Annotated in this window: 12 protein-coding genes; 5 read left to right on the plus strand and 7 right to left on the minus strand. The window is 72.3% G+C overall.

What is annotated here, in order from left to right:
* Nucleotides 1-49 precede the first annotated feature (49 nt).
* The 3 genes from KIH74_RS21015 to KIH74_RS21025 all read right to left on the minus strand — a co-directional run bounded on the left by KIH74_RS21015 (nucleotide 50) and on the right by KIH74_RS21025 (nucleotide 3387).
* Nucleotides 50-1240, minus strand: coding sequence for a hypothetical protein (locus KIH74_RS21015; protein ID WP_214157751.1), 1191 nt, complete (start codon nucleotides 1238-1240; stop codon nucleotides 50-52).
* Nucleotides 1241-1385: 145 nt separating this feature from the next.
* Nucleotides 1386-2720, minus strand: a complete 1335-nt coding sequence (locus KIH74_RS21020; protein ID WP_214157753.1) for a sensor histidine kinase — start codon at nucleotides 2718-2720, stop codon at nucleotides 1386-1388.
* A complete protein-coding gene (locus tag KIH74_RS21025; RefSeq protein WP_214157754.1) occupies nucleotides 2713-3387 on the minus strand; it encodes a response regulator transcription factor in 675 nt (224 codons plus the stop codon). Before KIH74_RS21025 ends, KIH74_RS21020 begins: the two co-directional genes overlap by 8 nt.
* A gap of 128 nt (nucleotides 3388-3515) precedes the next feature.
* Here KIH74_RS21025 and KIH74_RS21030 point away from each other — a divergent pair, with 128 nt between their 5' ends.
* The 4 genes from KIH74_RS21030 to KIH74_RS21045 all read left to right on the plus strand — a co-directional run bounded on the left by KIH74_RS21030 (nucleotide 3516) and on the right by KIH74_RS21045 (nucleotide 8995).
* On the plus strand, nucleotides 3516-4331 hold the full coding sequence (locus KIH74_RS21030; RefSeq protein WP_214157755.1) for an ABC transporter ATP-binding protein: 816 nt from the start codon (nucleotides 3516-3518) through the stop codon (nucleotides 4329-4331).
* 47 nt (nucleotides 4332-4378) lie between these two features.
* Nucleotides 4379-5407: an ABC transporter substrate-binding protein gene (locus KIH74_RS21035; protein ID WP_214157757.1), complete on the plus strand. Its 1029-nt coding sequence runs from the start codon at nucleotides 4379-4381 to the stop codon at nucleotides 5405-5407.
* A gap of 14 nt (nucleotides 5408-5421) precedes the next feature.
* A complete protein-coding gene (locus tag KIH74_RS21040; RefSeq protein ID WP_214157758.1) occupies nucleotides 5422-7536 on the plus strand; it encodes an iron ABC transporter permease in 2115 nt (704 codons plus the stop codon).
* Between the two features lie 79 nt (nucleotides 7537-7615).
* A complete protein-coding gene (locus KIH74_RS21045) occupies nucleotides 7616-8995 on the plus strand; it encodes a hypothetical protein (protein WP_214157759.1) in 1380 nt (459 codons plus the stop codon).
* A gap of 66 nt (nucleotides 8996-9061) precedes the next feature.
* On the opposite strand, the gene KIH74_RS21050 is transcribed toward KIH74_RS21045, so the two are convergent.
* Nucleotides 9062-10528 carry an MFS transporter gene (locus KIH74_RS21050; RefSeq protein ID WP_214157760.1) on the minus strand — a complete coding sequence of 489 codons (1467 nt, stop codon included), beginning with the start codon at nucleotides 10526-10528 and terminating at the stop codon, nucleotides 9062-9064.
* A 140-nt stretch (nucleotides 10529-10668) separates the two neighbouring features.
* Here KIH74_RS21050 and KIH74_RS21055 point away from each other — a divergent pair, with 140 nt between their 5' ends.
* Entirely contained in the window at nucleotides 10669-11115 is a 447-nt protein-coding gene (locus KIH74_RS21055) for a MarR family winged helix-turn-helix transcriptional regulator (protein WP_214157764.1), read from the plus strand.
* A gap of 16 nt (nucleotides 11116-11131) precedes the next feature.
* Here the strand turns inward: KIH74_RS21055 and KIH74_RS21060 are convergent, their stop codons facing one another.
* From KIH74_RS21060 to KIH74_RS21070, 3 genes are read right to left on the minus strand one after another with little or no spacing between them, the layout of a single operon-like run.
* Nucleotides 11132-11815, minus strand: coding sequence for a response regulator transcription factor (locus tag KIH74_RS21060; RefSeq protein WP_246572846.1), 684 nt, complete (start codon nucleotides 11813-11815; stop codon nucleotides 11132-11134).
* Nucleotide 11816: 1 nt separating this feature from the next.
* Nucleotides 11817-13022 carry a sensor histidine kinase gene (locus tag KIH74_RS21065; protein ID WP_214157765.1) on the minus strand — a complete coding sequence of 402 codons (1206 nt, stop codon included), beginning with the start codon at nucleotides 13020-13022 and terminating at the stop codon, nucleotides 11817-11819.
* Nucleotides 13019-15223: an MMPL family transporter gene (locus tag KIH74_RS21070; protein WP_214157766.1), complete on the minus strand. Its 2205-nt coding sequence runs from the start codon at nucleotides 15221-15223 to the stop codon at nucleotides 13019-13021. The genes KIH74_RS21065 and KIH74_RS21070 overlap by 4 nt, the downstream gene beginning before the upstream one ends.
* Between the last annotated feature and the right edge of the window lie 118 nt (nucleotides 15224-15341).

Below are 15341 nucleotides of genomic sequence, written 5' to 3' on the forward strand. Positions count from 1 at the left end.
GGGGGAGCCGGCCCCCCCCCGCCCCGGCCCGCCGTGTTCTGCGGTCGGATCAGCGGCCCTCGGCCAGGCCGGTGAACGCGTCGGCCGGGATGGTGTCCAGGATGGCCTTCACGTCGACGGCGGTGGCGCCGCCCGGGGCCCGCACCGGGGCGGCCTCGTCGTCGATGTCGACGTCCAGTGCGAAAGTGACGTCTTCGACCGGCTTCTCGAGGAACTGCACGAGGTCGAGGTTGACGCCGCTGAGCTTGTCGTCGTCGACGAACACGTCCACGGTGACGGTCTCGTCGTCGGGCACCTCGCTGATGCTCTTCCTCAGGTCGCCGGCCAGGTCCTGGCCGAAGATGCCGACCAGGTCGTCCTGCACCGCGGTGGCGATCTTCCTGATCGGCACCACGACCCGGTAACCGTCGCCCTGGTCGCCGCCGTCGATCTCGGTGACCTGGGAGTCGGTCTCGAGGGAGGCCTGGAGCGAGTCGACGAAGCCCTGCACCTGCTTCGGGTCGATCGACGGGGTCACGGTCTCCTGCGGCAGGGCGTCGAGAACGCCCTGGTCGCCGAGAACCGTGACGGTCTGGACCAGGTCGATCGAGAGCCAGCCGCCGTCGAGCGCGGTCTTCGCCGGGGTGGCGATGCTCGGGGGCAGCTGACCGAGCATGGCCTGAGCGTCGCTGACGCTGCCCAGACCGGACATGGTGGCGATCTTCTCGGCGTCGGCGCGCAGGTAGACCACGCCGTCGGTGGTGACGAAGTCGACCAGCGAGGAGTCGTCGAGCACGACCGAGGCCGAGGCCGAGCCCTGCTCCTCGAGCATCGCCTTGACCTTGGCCGGGTCCTTCCAGACCTGCGGGTCGGCCGAGCTGTACTGACTGACCCGGAACATGTCGGCGAAGGTCTTGCCGTCCGGCGCGGTCTGGGTCAGTGTGACCTTGCCGCCGAGAACCTGTGCCGCGTCCTTGATGTCGGAGGCCGTGATGGTCTCGTCGTCACCCTTCTTCGGCTGCGCGGCACTGATCTTCGCGATGTCCTGCTCGGTGCTGTCGAGCGCCAGCGTGTAGCCGGCCGTGGAGAGACTCGCGTGATTGGTGAAGGCCGCGACGACCTTCTCCTTCGGGGTGTTGCCCGTGGCGCTGCTCTTCTCGGTGGCGGCGTCGCCGTCCGAACCCGATCCGCAGCCGCTGATCCCGACCGCGGCCGCCAGGCCGAAGCCTGCGAACGCCATGACTTTGGAACGCGTGGTCACGTGTTTCATCCCTCTGATGGATCTGCTGACGGCGCCCCGACGCCGGTGATGACTGCGACCCTAGGGACAAATCCACAGGCTTCGCACAGCATTTACCGAATAGCCGCATATCGGCTGGATCACAGCCCGGTGCGGGAACCCGCGATCAGGCCGGCCGGGCCGCCCCCGACGGCAGCCGCATCTCCAGCCGGGCCCCGCCCAGCGGTGAGGTGTCGAGCCGGGCCGAGCCACCGGTCTGCCGGGCGGCCTCGGCGATGATCGCCAGGCCCAGCCCGGCGCCGCCGCTGTCCCGGTCGCGGGCGTCGTCGCGGCGCTCGAAACGGTGGAACACCCGCTCGCGGTCCTCGGCCGGCACACCCGGCCCGTCGTCGTCCACCCGCAGCACCGCGGTCGTGCCGTCGTCGGTGAGCTCGAACGCCACCGTGCCGCGGGCGTGACGGCGCGCGTTGTCGGCGGCGTTGCGCACGGCCCGGGTCATCAGCGCCACGTCGGCCAGCACCCGGGCCGGGCCCACCCCGGTCGCGTCCACGTGAACCCCCAGCGCCCGCAACCGTTTTCCCTCCGCCAGCACCAGGTCGTCCAGGTCCAGCTCCTGGAGGTTCGCGGCCCGGCGCTCGTCCACCCGGGCCAGCAGCAGCAGGCCGCTGACCAGCTCCTCCAGCCGCGCCGCCTCGGCGTCCACCACCTCGGCCAGCGCGGGCAGGGTGGTGGCCTCCGGGTGCAGCACGGCCACCTGGGCGTGCTGGCGGATGGCCGCGACCGGCGAGCGCAGCTCGTGCGAGGCGTCGGAGACGAAACGCTGCTGCGCGCGCCGGGTCTTCTCCAGGCGTTCCAGCATCACGTTCATCGTGGCGGCCAGCCGGGCCACCTCGTCGCGCCCGGGCGGTGCGTCCACCCGCCACGACGTCTCGTCGCCGATCTTCTCCACGTCGGAGCGGATCCGCTCGACCGGCCGCAGCGACCGGGCCACCGCGGTCCAGGTGAGGGCCGCCACGAACAGGCTGATCAGCGGGACGCCGGCCCCGAACAGCAGTGCCGCGGAACGGGTCGCGTCGTCGGCGCCCTCCAGGGAGCGTCCCACCACCACGTGCTCGACCCCACCCTCGTGCAGCACGATCCGGCGCGAGCGCACCACCCAGCGCTCGCCGAGCACCCGCACGATGCGCGGGTCCTTGCTGACCGGCAGCGCGGGGGTGTCGATGAAGTCGTCGTCGGCCACGGCCACCACGGTGCCGCGGCGTTGCAGCTGGATGATCACCTCGTCGGCCTCGAACGGCGGCAGGGCGCCGTCCTGCTGGGTCTCGCCGGCGATCTGGTCGGCCTGCTGCTTCGCCGTGGTGGCCTGGGCCATCACCACCATGCGCTGGAGCATGAACACGAAACCGACCGCGCCGCAGCCCAGGACGAGCAGCACGATGGCGGTGGTGGCCGAGGTGATCCGGACCCGCAGCGACCAGCGCCCGCGCACGTCCCTAAACATCGGCCACCAGCCGGTACCCGGCGCCGCGCACGGTGACGATGGTCTCCACGCCGAACGGCCGGTCGATCTTGGCCCGCAGGTGGGCGATGTACACCTCGACGATGTTCGGGTCGCCCTCGAAGTCGTCGTCCCAGACCCCGCCCAGGATGTCGGCCTTCGAGCGCACCGAGCGGGCGTTGCGGGCCAGGAACGCCAGCACCGCGAACTCCCGGCTGGTCAGCGAGATCGGGGTGCCGCCGCGCCGGACCTCGCGGGAGGCCGGGTCGAGCACCAGGGTGCCGACCGACAGCACGGTGGGACGTTCCGGGCGGCCGCGGCGCACCAGCGCGCGCAGCCGGGCCAGCAGCACCGGGAACTCCACCGGCTTGACCACGTAGTCGTCGGCGCCGGTGTCGAGCCCCTCCACCTGGTCGCCGGCGCTGTCGCGGGCGGTCAGCATGAGGATGGGCGTCCAGTTCTCCTCGTCGCGCAGGGCCCGGCACACCGCGTACCCGTTGAGGCCGGGCATCATCACGTCGAGAACGATGGCGTCGTAACGGACTTCGCGGGCACGCCAGAGCCCGTCGATGCCGTTCTCGGCGACGTCCACCGAAAACCCCTCGGCGACGAGCCCCCGGCGAATGCCCTCGGCGAACCGCGCCTCGTCGTCCACCACCAAGACCCGCACGCCGAGCAGTCTGCCGGAAACGCCTTGACCCAGGCTGAACCCCCGCCCGTGGGTGAAGGGCAGGCACAGGGAAATCACAGGGGGCCCCGGTGCAGGTCACGGGCGAAACATAGGTTAGCCTCACCTTCGTGAGTGCGACCTTATCCGCCCCGGCCCTGACCGGGGCCGACCTGACCCTGGGCTACGGCGGCCGCACCGTCGTCGACGGTGCCCGCATCGACCTGCGGGCCGGGCGGGTGACCGCGCTCATCGGGCCCAACGGGTCCGGCAAGTCCACGCTGCTGCGTTCCCTGGCGCGGCTGCACACGCCGCGGTCCGGAGACCTCACGCTCGAGAACGGCCTGGACGCGCTGACCCTCCACCCGAAGGAATTCGCCCGGAAGGTCACGCTCCTCACCCAGTCCCGCCCCACCCCCGGCGGGGTGCGGGTGCGGGACGTCGTGGCCTACGGCCGCCACCCCTACCGGGGCCGGTTCGGCACGGGGGACGACGAGGGGCAGGCCGTGATCGAGCGGGCGTTACGCCTGACCGGGGTCGCCGGCATGGCCGAGCGGCCGGTCGACGAGCTGTCCGGCGGGGAGCTCCAGCGCGTCTGGCTGGCCACCTGCCTGGCGCAGGACACCGGGGTGGTGCTGCTCGACGAGCCGACCACCTTCCTCGACCTGCGCTACCAGATCGAGACCCTCGACATCATCCGGGATCTCGCCGACGAGCACGGTGTGGCCCTGGGGGTCGTGCTGCACGACCTGAACCAGGCCGCGGCCGTGGCCGACCACATCGTGCTGCTGCACTCCGGGGTGGTCCGGGCCGACGGCACGCCCGCCGAGGTGCTCACCGGCGACCTGCTCAGTGAGGTCTACGGCCTGCGCATCGACGTGGAGGCCGGCGACAACGGCCTGGTCCGCACCCACCCGGTGGGCCGGCACACGCACCGGCACGCCTGAACCACCCGAAACACCTTCCACCCGTTCACATCTCCCGAGGGACCTCCATGTTCACCGCCCTTCGCCGTGCGCGCACCACCCAGGTGGCCGCGCTCACCACCGCGGCTCTCGCTCTCGCCCTGTCCGCCTGCGGGACCACCGAGTCCTCGGCCGGCTCCTCGGACACCGCGAGCGCCTCGACGACCGCGTCCGGCCCGGTGGAGGTCACCGACGCGCGGGACAAGGCGGTCAAGCTCGACGCCCCCGCCACCAAGGTGGTCTCGCTGGAGTGGGGCCTGACCGAGAACCTGCTCTCGCTCGGCGTCACCCCGGTCGGCGCCGCCGACGTCGACGGCTACAACGACTACGACACCGTGGTGCCGCTGGACGCGGACACCGCCGACGTCGGTGAGCGGGGCACCCCGAACACCGACGCCATCTCCGCCCTGGAGCCCGACCTGATCGTCTCGGTCACCGGCCTGACCGACAAGGTGTACAGCCAGCTCGAGGAGATCGCCCCGGTCGTCGTGCTGGCCGGCTCGGACGGCAAGGACCCGATCGGCTACATGGAGAAGACGGTCAACACGCTGGCCGAGGTCACCGGCACGCAGGCCACCGCCACCACGCTGCTGTCCGAGTTCGACGCCAAGGTGGCGGAGGGCAAGGCCGCCCTGGAGGCCGCGGGCAAGGCCGGCGCGCCGTTCACCATGTCCGACGGCTGGGTGCAGTCCGGCACCGTGACCATCCGCATGTACACGCCGACCTCGTTCTTCGGCGCCGTGGCAGCGGAGCTCGGCCTGGACAACCAGTACACCGAGGGCGGCGACGAGGAGTACGGCCTGGCCACCATCGACGTCGAGGGCCTGACCAAGGTCACGGACGCCGACAGCACCTTCCTCTACGTCGAGGGCGCCGCCCCGGCGGACAGCTTCGTCGCCTCGCTGAAGGACAACGCGATCTGGAAGAAGCTGGGCTTCGTCAAGAACGACAACGTCAAGCCGATCGCCAACGGCATCTGGATGTTCGGTGGCCCGAAGGCCGCCGAGGCCTACATCGACACCGTGGTGGAGAACATCACCGGCTCCTCCGCCAGCTGATCAGCAGCTGATCGATGGCCACCACGCACACCGCCCCGGGGACGCAGGACGCGTCCCCGGGGCAACCCGTGTCCACCCGCGCGACCCTCGGCGTGGCCGGCGTCTTCGCCGTCTGCCTGGTCGTGCTGGCCGCGCTCAGCGCGGTGCACCTGACCCAGGGCACGGCCGACCTCGGCGTCGGTGAACTGCTGCGGGCCGTGCTGCCCGGTGGGCGGGAGTCCGACGCCAGCGCCGTCCTCGTCGCCAGCCGCCTGCCCCGCCTGGGGGCCGCCGTGTTCATCGGCCTGGCCCTCGGCGTCGCCGGCGTCACCTTGCAGTCGGTGGCCCGCAACCCGCTGGCCTCGCCCGACACCCTGGCCGTCAACTCCGGCGCCTACCTCACCGTGGTCACCGTCGCGGCGTTCGGCATCAGCCTGCCGTTCTACCTCGACGGTCTGGTCGCCTTCATCGGTGGCGTGGTCGCCGCCGGCCTGGTGCTGCTGGTCGCCCACGGCGGCGACGGCGGCCCGACCCGGCTGGTGCTGGCCGGCTCGGCGATCGCCCTGGCGCTGAGCTCGTTCTCGTACGTGCTGCTGATGCTGTTCGAGACCCAGACCACCGGCCTGTTCGCCTGGCAGAGCGGCACCACCGTGCAGTCCGGCGGGCACCAGGTGAAGATGGCGATCCCGCTGATCGTGCTGGGCGTCGCCGGTCTGCTGCTGCTCGCCCACCGGCTCGACGTGATGGCCCTGGGCGACGACACCGCCCGGGTGCTCGGGATCGACGTACGGCGCAGCCGGCTCTACGCCGTGCTGCTGTCGGTGCTGCTGGCCGCCGTCGCCGTGACCGTCACCGGGCCGATCGGTTTCGTCGGCCTGAGTGCCGGCGTCGCCGCCCGCTCGGCCGCCCGCCGGATCCCGGCCCTGGCCCGGCACCTGCTGCTGCTGCCGCTGGCCGGCGTGCTCGGCTCGCTGGTCGTGGTGAGCGCCGACGTGCTGCTGCGGCTGTTCCTGTCCGACGACGTCTCGATCGTCATCCCGACCGGTGTGGTCACCACCCTGTCCGGTGCCTGCGTGCTGGTCTGGCTGGCCCGCCGCCTGCGTGGCGGTGCGGTCGGCGCCGGCACCCGCGGCGCGCGCGGCACCGTGCGTTCCGGCCGCTGGGTGACCGGGGTCTGGGTGGTGCTGGCCGTGGCCCTGGCCGGCTCACTGATCTCCGGCCTGCTGCTCGGCCAGCGCGTGGTGCTGCTCGGTGACGTGATCAACTGGCTCAGGGACGACGCCGGGACCCAGGTCAACTTCGCCCTCAACCAGCGCTGGCCGCGGGTGCTGGTGGCGCTCGCCGGCGGGGCCGCCCTGGCCCTGGCCGGGATGATCGTGCAGGCCGTGTGCCGTAACCCGCTGGCCGAGCCCGGTCTGCTGGGGGTGACACCGGGTGCCTCGGTCGGTGCCGTCGCCGTCATCACGCTGGCTCCCGACCTGGGCGTCTGGTCGATCATGGGGCTGGCCACCGTGGCCGCGCTGGCGACCTTCGGCCTGGTGCTGTGGCTGGCCTCCGGCAACCACCGCACCGGCAAGGGCCTGTCGTCGGAGCGGCTGGTGCTGATCGGTATCGGCGTCAGCTCCGCCGCCACCGCCCTGACCACGCTGATCGTCGTCATCGTCTCGCCGTGGGACACCAACCTGGCCCTGACCTGGCTCTCGGGTTCCACCTACGGCCGGGGCACCGACCAGGCCGTGCCGGTGCTGATCTGCCTGCTGATCGGGATCCCGCTGACCATGCTCGGGTCGCGCACCCTCGACCTGGTCTCGCTCGACGAGGACTTCCCCCGTGTGGTCGGGGTCCGGATCGACGCCGCCCGCCTCGGGTTCTGCGCGCTGGCCGCGGTTCTCACCGCCGCCGCGGCCTGCGCCGTGGGTGCCCTGGGCTTCGTCGGGCTGGTCGCCCCGCACGCCGCCCGGGCCCTGGCCGGGGGCCGGCACGCCCGCTCGGTGCCGGTCGCGGTGGCTCTCGGCGCGGTGCTGGTCTGCGTGGCCGACACCGTGGGCCGCACCGTGATCGCCCCGTCGGAGATCGCGACCGGCCTGGTCACGGCGATCATCGGGGCGCCGTACTTCGTGTGGCTGCTGCACCGGAGCCGGACGAGCTGAAAAACGGTGGACGACGGGGAGCCCGGCACGGGCTCCCCGTCGTCCTCAGTTCTGGCTCTGCCCTGCCGACGGTGGTGGGATGGACGTGTCGACGCCGCGGACCAGGACAACCGGTGCGGCAGGCATCGTGATCACGGGTGCGGTGATCGCCGGGACCACCGGCGTGATCACCTGGCTGGCCCGCCGTGCCGCCCGGACCTGGCTGCTGGACCAGGACATTCACGACTTCGGGTTCTCCTCGCCGTGGCTGCACGTCGCGGCGATGGCCGGGATCGGGACGGTCGCGGTGGCCACGGCCGCCGGGCTCGCCGCCGGGCGGCACCGGCTGATCGCCCTCGCGACGCTGACCGGGGCGGTCGCGGGGCCGATGACGCTGGTGGCGGCGCCGGTCTCGGAGTCGCTGGTGCGCGAGGACGGCACGGACACCGTGGCCGCCTGGCACCTGGCGGTCGGCGCGGTCCTGCTCGCGGTGCTGGCCGCCGGCACCTGGTGGACGGCCCACCTGCGCGGCGTCCGGCCGGAGAACGACCGGGGGACAGGCATTCCCGTCGGCGCGCTGTTCCTGATCGTGACCGCCGCCTGCCTGGCCGCGCAGTCGCCGATGACGGGTGACCCGGAACGTCCCCAGCTGGTGGTGGCGGCGGGCTGGTCGCTGCTGGTGGCCGGTGGGCTGGTGGCGGGGGCGCTGAGAGCCGGCGGTGCGGCCCGGACCGCTCTGGCCGCCCTCGCCCACGCAGGTGTGCTGCTGGTGATGGCCCTCGCCTACCTGCGGCCCGGCGGCTGGCCGGGTGTGGCGGGCTGGGAGGTGTGGGGGCAGTCGCCGGTCGTGCTCACCGCCGTCACCGCCGGGACGTTCGCGGCCGCGCCGGTGCTGGGCCGGCTGACCGCCCGGCTGACCGCCCGGCTGCGCGCCCGGCCGGTGGCTCCACCCACGCATCCGGCCGCGCCCGCCGACCTGGCCGCGCCCGCCGACCCGGCCGTGAACGTCCACGAAACCCAAGGCGTCCACGAAACCCCGCGCGTCCACCCGGTACTGACGCTGGCGCTGGCCCTCGCGCTGGTGACCGCGGTGGCCGTCCCGGTGACCCGGCACGTGCAGCAGACCCGCAGCCGGGAGGCGTCCGAGCGGGTGCGGACACTCGCCACCACCCTGGCCGGCCCGGCCCCGATGACCGACCTGGTGATGCACCGCGACTGCAACGGGACCGGCCTGGTCTACTGCGGCTGGACCACCGGAGGCACCCCGCGCGAGCTGGTGACGACCGTGCGGGACGCGGTGATCCGGGCGACGGGGGAGCGGCCCCGGGTGACCTGCCGCCCCGGGCCGAGCGGCTACAGCTGCGAGGTGCAGGTGTCGGACGGCGGGCACCAGGTGTTCTTCATGCTGGACCCCGAGACGGACCGGGTGGACGGCCGGCTCACCACGGTGGGCACGCGCTACGTGGTCCAGACGAGCTGACAACCAGAACGGGGGACGACGGTGAGCTCCGTCAGGAGCCCACCGTCGTCCCCCGTTCGAGAGAAGTCAGGCCTCGACCGGCTGGGCCGGTGCCGACTCCGGCTGAGCACCCGGGGTGTCCTGCCCGGTGGCCGGACGGGCCGCCGGGATGAACGCCGCGACCAGCGCGGACACCAGGCAGACCGCTCCGCCCAGCACCAGCGCCACCCGGAAGCCGTTCTCCGAGGCCAGAGTCACGCCACCCAGGTTCATCGTCATCTGGGCCAGCACCACGCCGATCACGGCCGAGCCGATGGTGGTGCCGAGCGAGCGCATCAGCGTGTTGAAACCGTTGGCCGCGGCGGTTTCCGACATCGGCACGGCACCCATGATCAGCGCCGGCATCGAGCCGTAGGCCAGGGCCACACCGCTGCTGATCACGATCCCGGTGATCATCAGGCCCAGGGCGGTGCCCATCAGCACCAGGGCCAGGCCGTAGCCGACGGCGATCACCAGGGCGCCGGTGGCCAGGGTGAACTTGGGGCCGCGCGAGTCGATCAGCTTGCCGCCCAGCGGCGAGATGACCATCATCGTCAGGCCGCCGGGTGCCATCCACAGGCCCGCCGCCAGCATCGACTGGCCCAGGCCGTAACCGGTGGCCTCGGGCAGCTGGAGCAGCTGCGGGAACACCAGCATCTGGGCGTACATGCCGACACCGACGAACACCGAGGCGATGTTGGTCATCAGCACCCGCGGGCGGGCGGTGGTGCGCAGGTCGACCAGCGGGTCGGTGGTCCGGGTCTCCCACCAGCCCCAGGTGCCGAGCGCGACCACGGCCAGGGCGAACAGGCCGAGCGTGGTGCCGGAGGCCCAGCCCCAGTCGGCGCCCTTGCTGATCGCCAGCAGCAGCGACACCAGGCCCACGGCCAGGCCGAGCGCACCCGGCAGGTCGAAGCGCTGGCCCCGGGCGGCGGCCGGGGTGGCCGGGACGAAGGTCCAGATCAGCGTGCCGACGACGGCCGCGAGAACGGCCGCGCCCCAGAACAGCACGCGCCAGCTGGTGTACTCGGCGACCGCCGAGGCGATCGGCAGGCCAAGGCCGCCGCCGATCCCCATCGAGGCGCTGACCAGGGCGATGGCGCCGGACAGCCGGGCCGGGGGCACCACGTCGCGCAGCATCGCGATGCCGAGCGGCACGATGCCCATGCCCAGGCCCTGCATGCCGCGGCCGACGATCATCGGCACCACGGAAGTGGCCAGGGCACAGATGACCGAGCCGGCCATCAGCGGCACGGTGCAGGCCAGCAGCATGGTGCGCTTGCCGAGCAGGTCGCCCAGGCGGCCGGCGATCGGCACCGCGACACCGGCCACCAGCAGCGTGACGGTGATGACCCAGGCGGCGTTGGAGGCGGGGGTGTCGAGGATCTGCGGCAGCTCGGCGATGAGCGGCGTGACGAGGGTCTGCATGATCGCGGCCACCGTGCCGCCGAACGCCAGGGTGGCGATGACGGCTGTCGGGTGCGGCTTCTCTGCGGGGGATTCAGGGGTGTTCAAGCCGAGCTCCAGGAGAGGACCAAAGACATCGTGTGTACGATGCACATACTGTGCACGATGCATATCGTTGATGCAAGCAACCAGGCGGTGCGCGTGGGAAACTCGACGTGGACCGGCCGGAAACAGTTGCGGAGTGGGTAGTGGGCAGGCGCACGGAGCAGATCGAGTACGAGCAGATGCTGCTGCAAAGACATTCGCTCGGATCGCTCGACACCCGGCACTTCCTGGAACGCAGCGCCTACATCCTGCTCAGCCGCATCCGGGTGCAGGGGCCGATGTCGATCGGTGAGCTCAGCGAGGCGCTGCGGCTCGACGCCTCCACCCTCAACCGGCAGACGGCGGCCGCGGTCAAGGCCGGGCTGCTGCTGCGCATCCCCGACCCGGACGGTGGCATCGCGCGCAAGTTCGCGGTGACCGAGCTGGGTGGCGAGAAGCTGGACGCCCAGCGGGAACTCACGGTCAACGGGCTGGACCTGCTGATGTCCGAGTGGAGCGACGAGGAGATCGCCACCTTCGGCGCCTGCCTCAAACGCTTCAACATGGACATCGAACGGCACCTCGGTCAGATCTGGCCCCGCCCCACCTGACCTCGAACCGGGCCGGTCAGGGCAGCGCGCGGCGGGTGGCCGGGGTGACCAGCCCGCTCTCGTAGGCGAACACCACCAGCTGCGCCCGGTCCCGTGCGCCGGTCTTCATCATCGCCCGGTTGACATGGGTTTTCGCGGTCGCCGGGCTGATGAACAGCCGCTCGGCGATGTCCTGGTTCGACAGCCCCGCCCCGACCAGCGTGGTGATCTGCTTCTCCCGCTCGGTCAGGTGCACCAGGGTCTGGGTGCTCACCCCGGTGGTGATCTGCGGCTGCTCCAGGAACCGGGCGATCAGCGCGGTGGTGGCGCTGGGCGACAGCAGCGACTCACCGGCCGCGATCGTGCGCACCGCCTGCACCAGCTCGTCGGGCGAGGCCCCCTTGCCGAGGAACCCGCTGGCCCCGGCCTGGAGCGCCCGCACCACCAGCTCGTCGGTCTCGAACGTGGTGAGCACCAGGATCCGCACCCCGGCCAGGTCGTCGTCGGCGGTGATCCGGCGGGTCGCCTCGATCCCGTCCAGGTCCGGCATCCGGATGTCCATCACCACCACGTCGGCCCGGGTGCTGCGGGCCAGTTCGACCGCCTCGTAACCGGTTCCGGCCTCACCCACCAGGTCGATGTCCGCGATCGCGGCGAACAGCAGGCCGAGCGTGGAGCGCAGCAGGGCCTGGTCGTCGACGAGCAGCACGCGAATGGTCATGTCAGGCCTCGTTTCTCAGCGGGATGGTGGCGATCACGGCGAAACCCCCGGCGGGCACCGGGCCGGCGTTCAGGGTGCCGCCGACGGTGACGGCGCGCTCGCGCATGCCGATCAGCCCGTGCCGGGTGCCCGGGCCCTGATGACCGGCCGGGCGCCCGGGCGGGGCCGGGTTGGTGATCCGCAATGTCAGGGTGTGCTGCTGCCAGTGCAGGTCGACGGTGACCGGTGCGCCGGGGGCGTGCTTGGTGGCGTTGGTGACGGCCTCCTGCACGATCCGGTAGGCGGCCAGGTCCTTGCCGGAGGGCAGCTCCACCGCGTCACCGCTGACGGCCAGGACCAGGTCGGCCCCCGCCGCCCGGAAGCCGGCCAGCAGGTCGTCCACCTGGTGCAGTCCGGGGGCCGGGCGCAGCGGGTCGTCGGGAGGGTGGCCGGTCTCGCCGTCCTGGCGCAGCATCCCGACCGTGGCCCGCAGCTCGTCCAGCGCCCGGCGGGTGTTGCCGGCGATGTCGCGCAGCGCCCCCGAGGCCGCGTCCGGGTCCGAGCGCAGCAGGTAGTCCGCCACCCCGGCCTGGGCGTTCACCAGGGTCAGGTGGTGGGCCAGCACGTCGTGCAGATCCTGGGCGATGCGCATCCGCTCGGCCACCACCTCGCCACGGATCTGCGACACCCGCTCCCGCTCGTCCCGCACGATGCGCTCGCGCCGGTGGCTCACCAGCACCCCCGCGCCGACCGCGATGATCACCAGGTCGAGCGCCACGAAACAGGTCACCAGCAGCGCGTGGTCCTGCATCAGGACGCCGGTCAGCAGCAGTGTCACCCCGGCCAGCGCCCCGGGCAGCCAGCCGGCCCGGCCGTACCGCCTGGCGGCCAGGGTGAAGGCCGCGGCCATGGTGGCCAGCGGCACCGGCTGGAACGCGCCCATCACCTCGTTGGCGTTCGGGTGGGGGCCCACCGACACCCCGAACGCCACGTGCACCATCTCGATCAGGGTGACCGCGACCAGCGCGCCGAGCGGATGCCGGCGGCGCAGCAGCAGCGGCGCCCAGGACAGCAGCACCAGCCCGGTCAGCTGCGGCCCGGGCAGGTCGCGGCCGCCCTCCCGCACCGTGGCGGTGACGAACATGACCGCCAGATAGGCCAGGTCGAACGCGGGCCAGGCCCAGGAGAGTCGCCTCTCCCGGGCCTGGACCGCCACCGTGGAACTCATGACCGGTTCGAGACCCTTTCGTCCCAGTTCTGCTGTGTCCCGGGCAGATCGCCGTCGTAGCTGTATACCGCCTCGGCGGGCTCCGGCGTCTGCGCGTTCTCCAGCGCCAGCCGCGGCGTGACCGCGTCGAGCGCCCGGGGGTACCACCAGTTGGCCCGGCCGATCAGCGTCAGCAGTGCCGGCATCAGGGTCAGCCGGATCACGAACGCGTCGACGACCACCGAGATCGCCAGGCCCAGGCCGAGCGCCGACACGATGCGCTCGCCGCTGAAGCCGAACGAGGAGAACACGGCCAGCATGATGGTGGCGGCGGCCACGATCACCCCGGCGCTCTCGGCCAGGCCGGCCCGCACCGCGCGCCGGTTGTCGCCGTCCCGGTGGAACTCCTCGTGCATCGAGCTGACCAGGAACACCTGGTAGTCCATCGACAGCCCGAACATCACGCCGGCCAGCATCACCGGCACGATGTACATCACCGGGGCGCCGGTACCGACACCGAGAAGCTCACTGCCCCAGCCGAACTGGAAGATCGCGGTGACCACGCCCAGGCCCACGCAGATCGTCGCCAGGTTCGACACCGCGCCCAGCAGCGGCACCAGCAGGCTGCGGAAGGCCAGCACCAGCAACAGGAATCCGAGTACGGCGACCAGGACCAGGTACACCGGCAGCTTGTCCATCAGGGCGTCCGACATGTCGATGTTCGTCGCGGTGGTGCCGCCCACGTGCACCTGCATCGCGGTGCCGTTCCCGGCCTGCGGGATCACCGTCTCGCGCAGCCGGTGCACCAGGTCGGAGGTCTCCTCGGTCTGGGCGCTGGAGCTGGGCGTGACCGCGGCCACCGAGAGGCCCCCGGACTGCGAGGTGACCACGGCCGAGGCCACGTCCGCGGTGCCGGGCAGGCTCGCGACCATGCTGCCGAAGGCCTTCTCCGAGGCAGCGTCGGGGGTTTCGCCGACCAGCAGCAGGGTGGCGTCGGCGCCCTCGCCGAAACCGGCCGACATCAGCTCGAAGTAGGCGTGCGAGGCGGAGTCGGCCGGGTCGCTGCTGGCGTCGGCGTTGCCCACCCGCATGCTCAGCGCCGGGTAGGCCAGGGCGGCCACGGCCACCAGGGCGGCCAGCACGGCGAGCAGGGGACGACGCTGGACCGCGCCCGCCCAGCGCCACGACAGACCCTGCCCGGCCGGCGCCGGCGGACCGGTCAGGCCGCGACGCTGCCTGCGCGAGAGCACTTTCAGTTTCAGCACCCGCAGCAGCGCGGGCAGCAGGGTGTTGGCGGCGATCACCGTGCAGAACACCGTGAAGGCCGCGGCGAAGGCCATCCCGGTCAGGATGCCCATACCGATCACGTACATGCCCAGCAGCGCCGCCATCACGGTCAGCCCGGCGAAGATCACCGCCCGGCCGGAGGTGTTCAGCGCCTGCGCCACCGCCGAGGGCACGTCGGCCCCGGCGACCAGGGCCTTGCGGTGCCGGTTGACGATGAACAGGGCGTAGTCGATGCCGACGCCCAGGCCGATCAGCGCGCCCATCGTCAGGGCGTTCGACGACAGGTCCACCACGTGCGAGATCACCATTACGCCGAGCATCGACACCGCCACCCCGGCCACGCCGGTGACGATCGGCAGCATCGCGGCGGCGAACGAGCGGAACACCAGCAGCAGCAGGAGCAGGGCCACCACCACGCCGAGGCCCTCGGTCATCCCGCCGGCCGCGGGCTGCTCGGTGAACGCCGTGCCGCCCAGCTCGATCTCCAGGCCGTCCGCGCGGGCGGCCGCCACGGCGTCCTCGATCGGCCCGGTGTCGGCGTCGGTGGTCAGGGTGACCGTGGCGAAGGCGGTGTCCGCGTCCCGGTTCAGCTGGCTCGCGCCGGCCTTCGTGTAGGGGCTGACGACCGAGACCACGCCCGGCTCGTCGGCCACGGTGGCGAGCAGTGACGAGATCGCCGAGCGCGTCGCGCCGCCGGTCACCGACGCGTTGTCGCTGTGCCAGACGATCTTTCCGCTCTCGGTGCCGGCGGAACCGTCGCCGGCCCGGGCCAGCAGGCTGTAGGCGGTGGCGGACTCGCTGTCCGGCAGGTCGGTGGAGTCGGTGAAACTGGTTCCCTTGCCGATCGCCAGCCCGCCGAGGGCGAGCAGGACGACCAGCCAGGTTCCGAGCACCAGGTACCACCGTCGGGTGCACCAGTTCGCAAGGCGGACCACGTGTTTCTTCTTTCGGCAGGGGCTGAAGGGGGGGACGACGGGTGCCCGTGACCGGGCTTCTCGTCGTGCCTCTCACTCTTGCGCCGCCGGGCCGCCGCGACGTCAGCCGTGGGGTGCG

Source organism: Kineosporia corallincola, from assembly GCF_018499875.1.
Classification (GTDB): domain Bacteria; phylum Actinomycetota; class Actinomycetes; order Actinomycetales; family Kineosporiaceae; genus Kineosporia; species Kineosporia corallincola.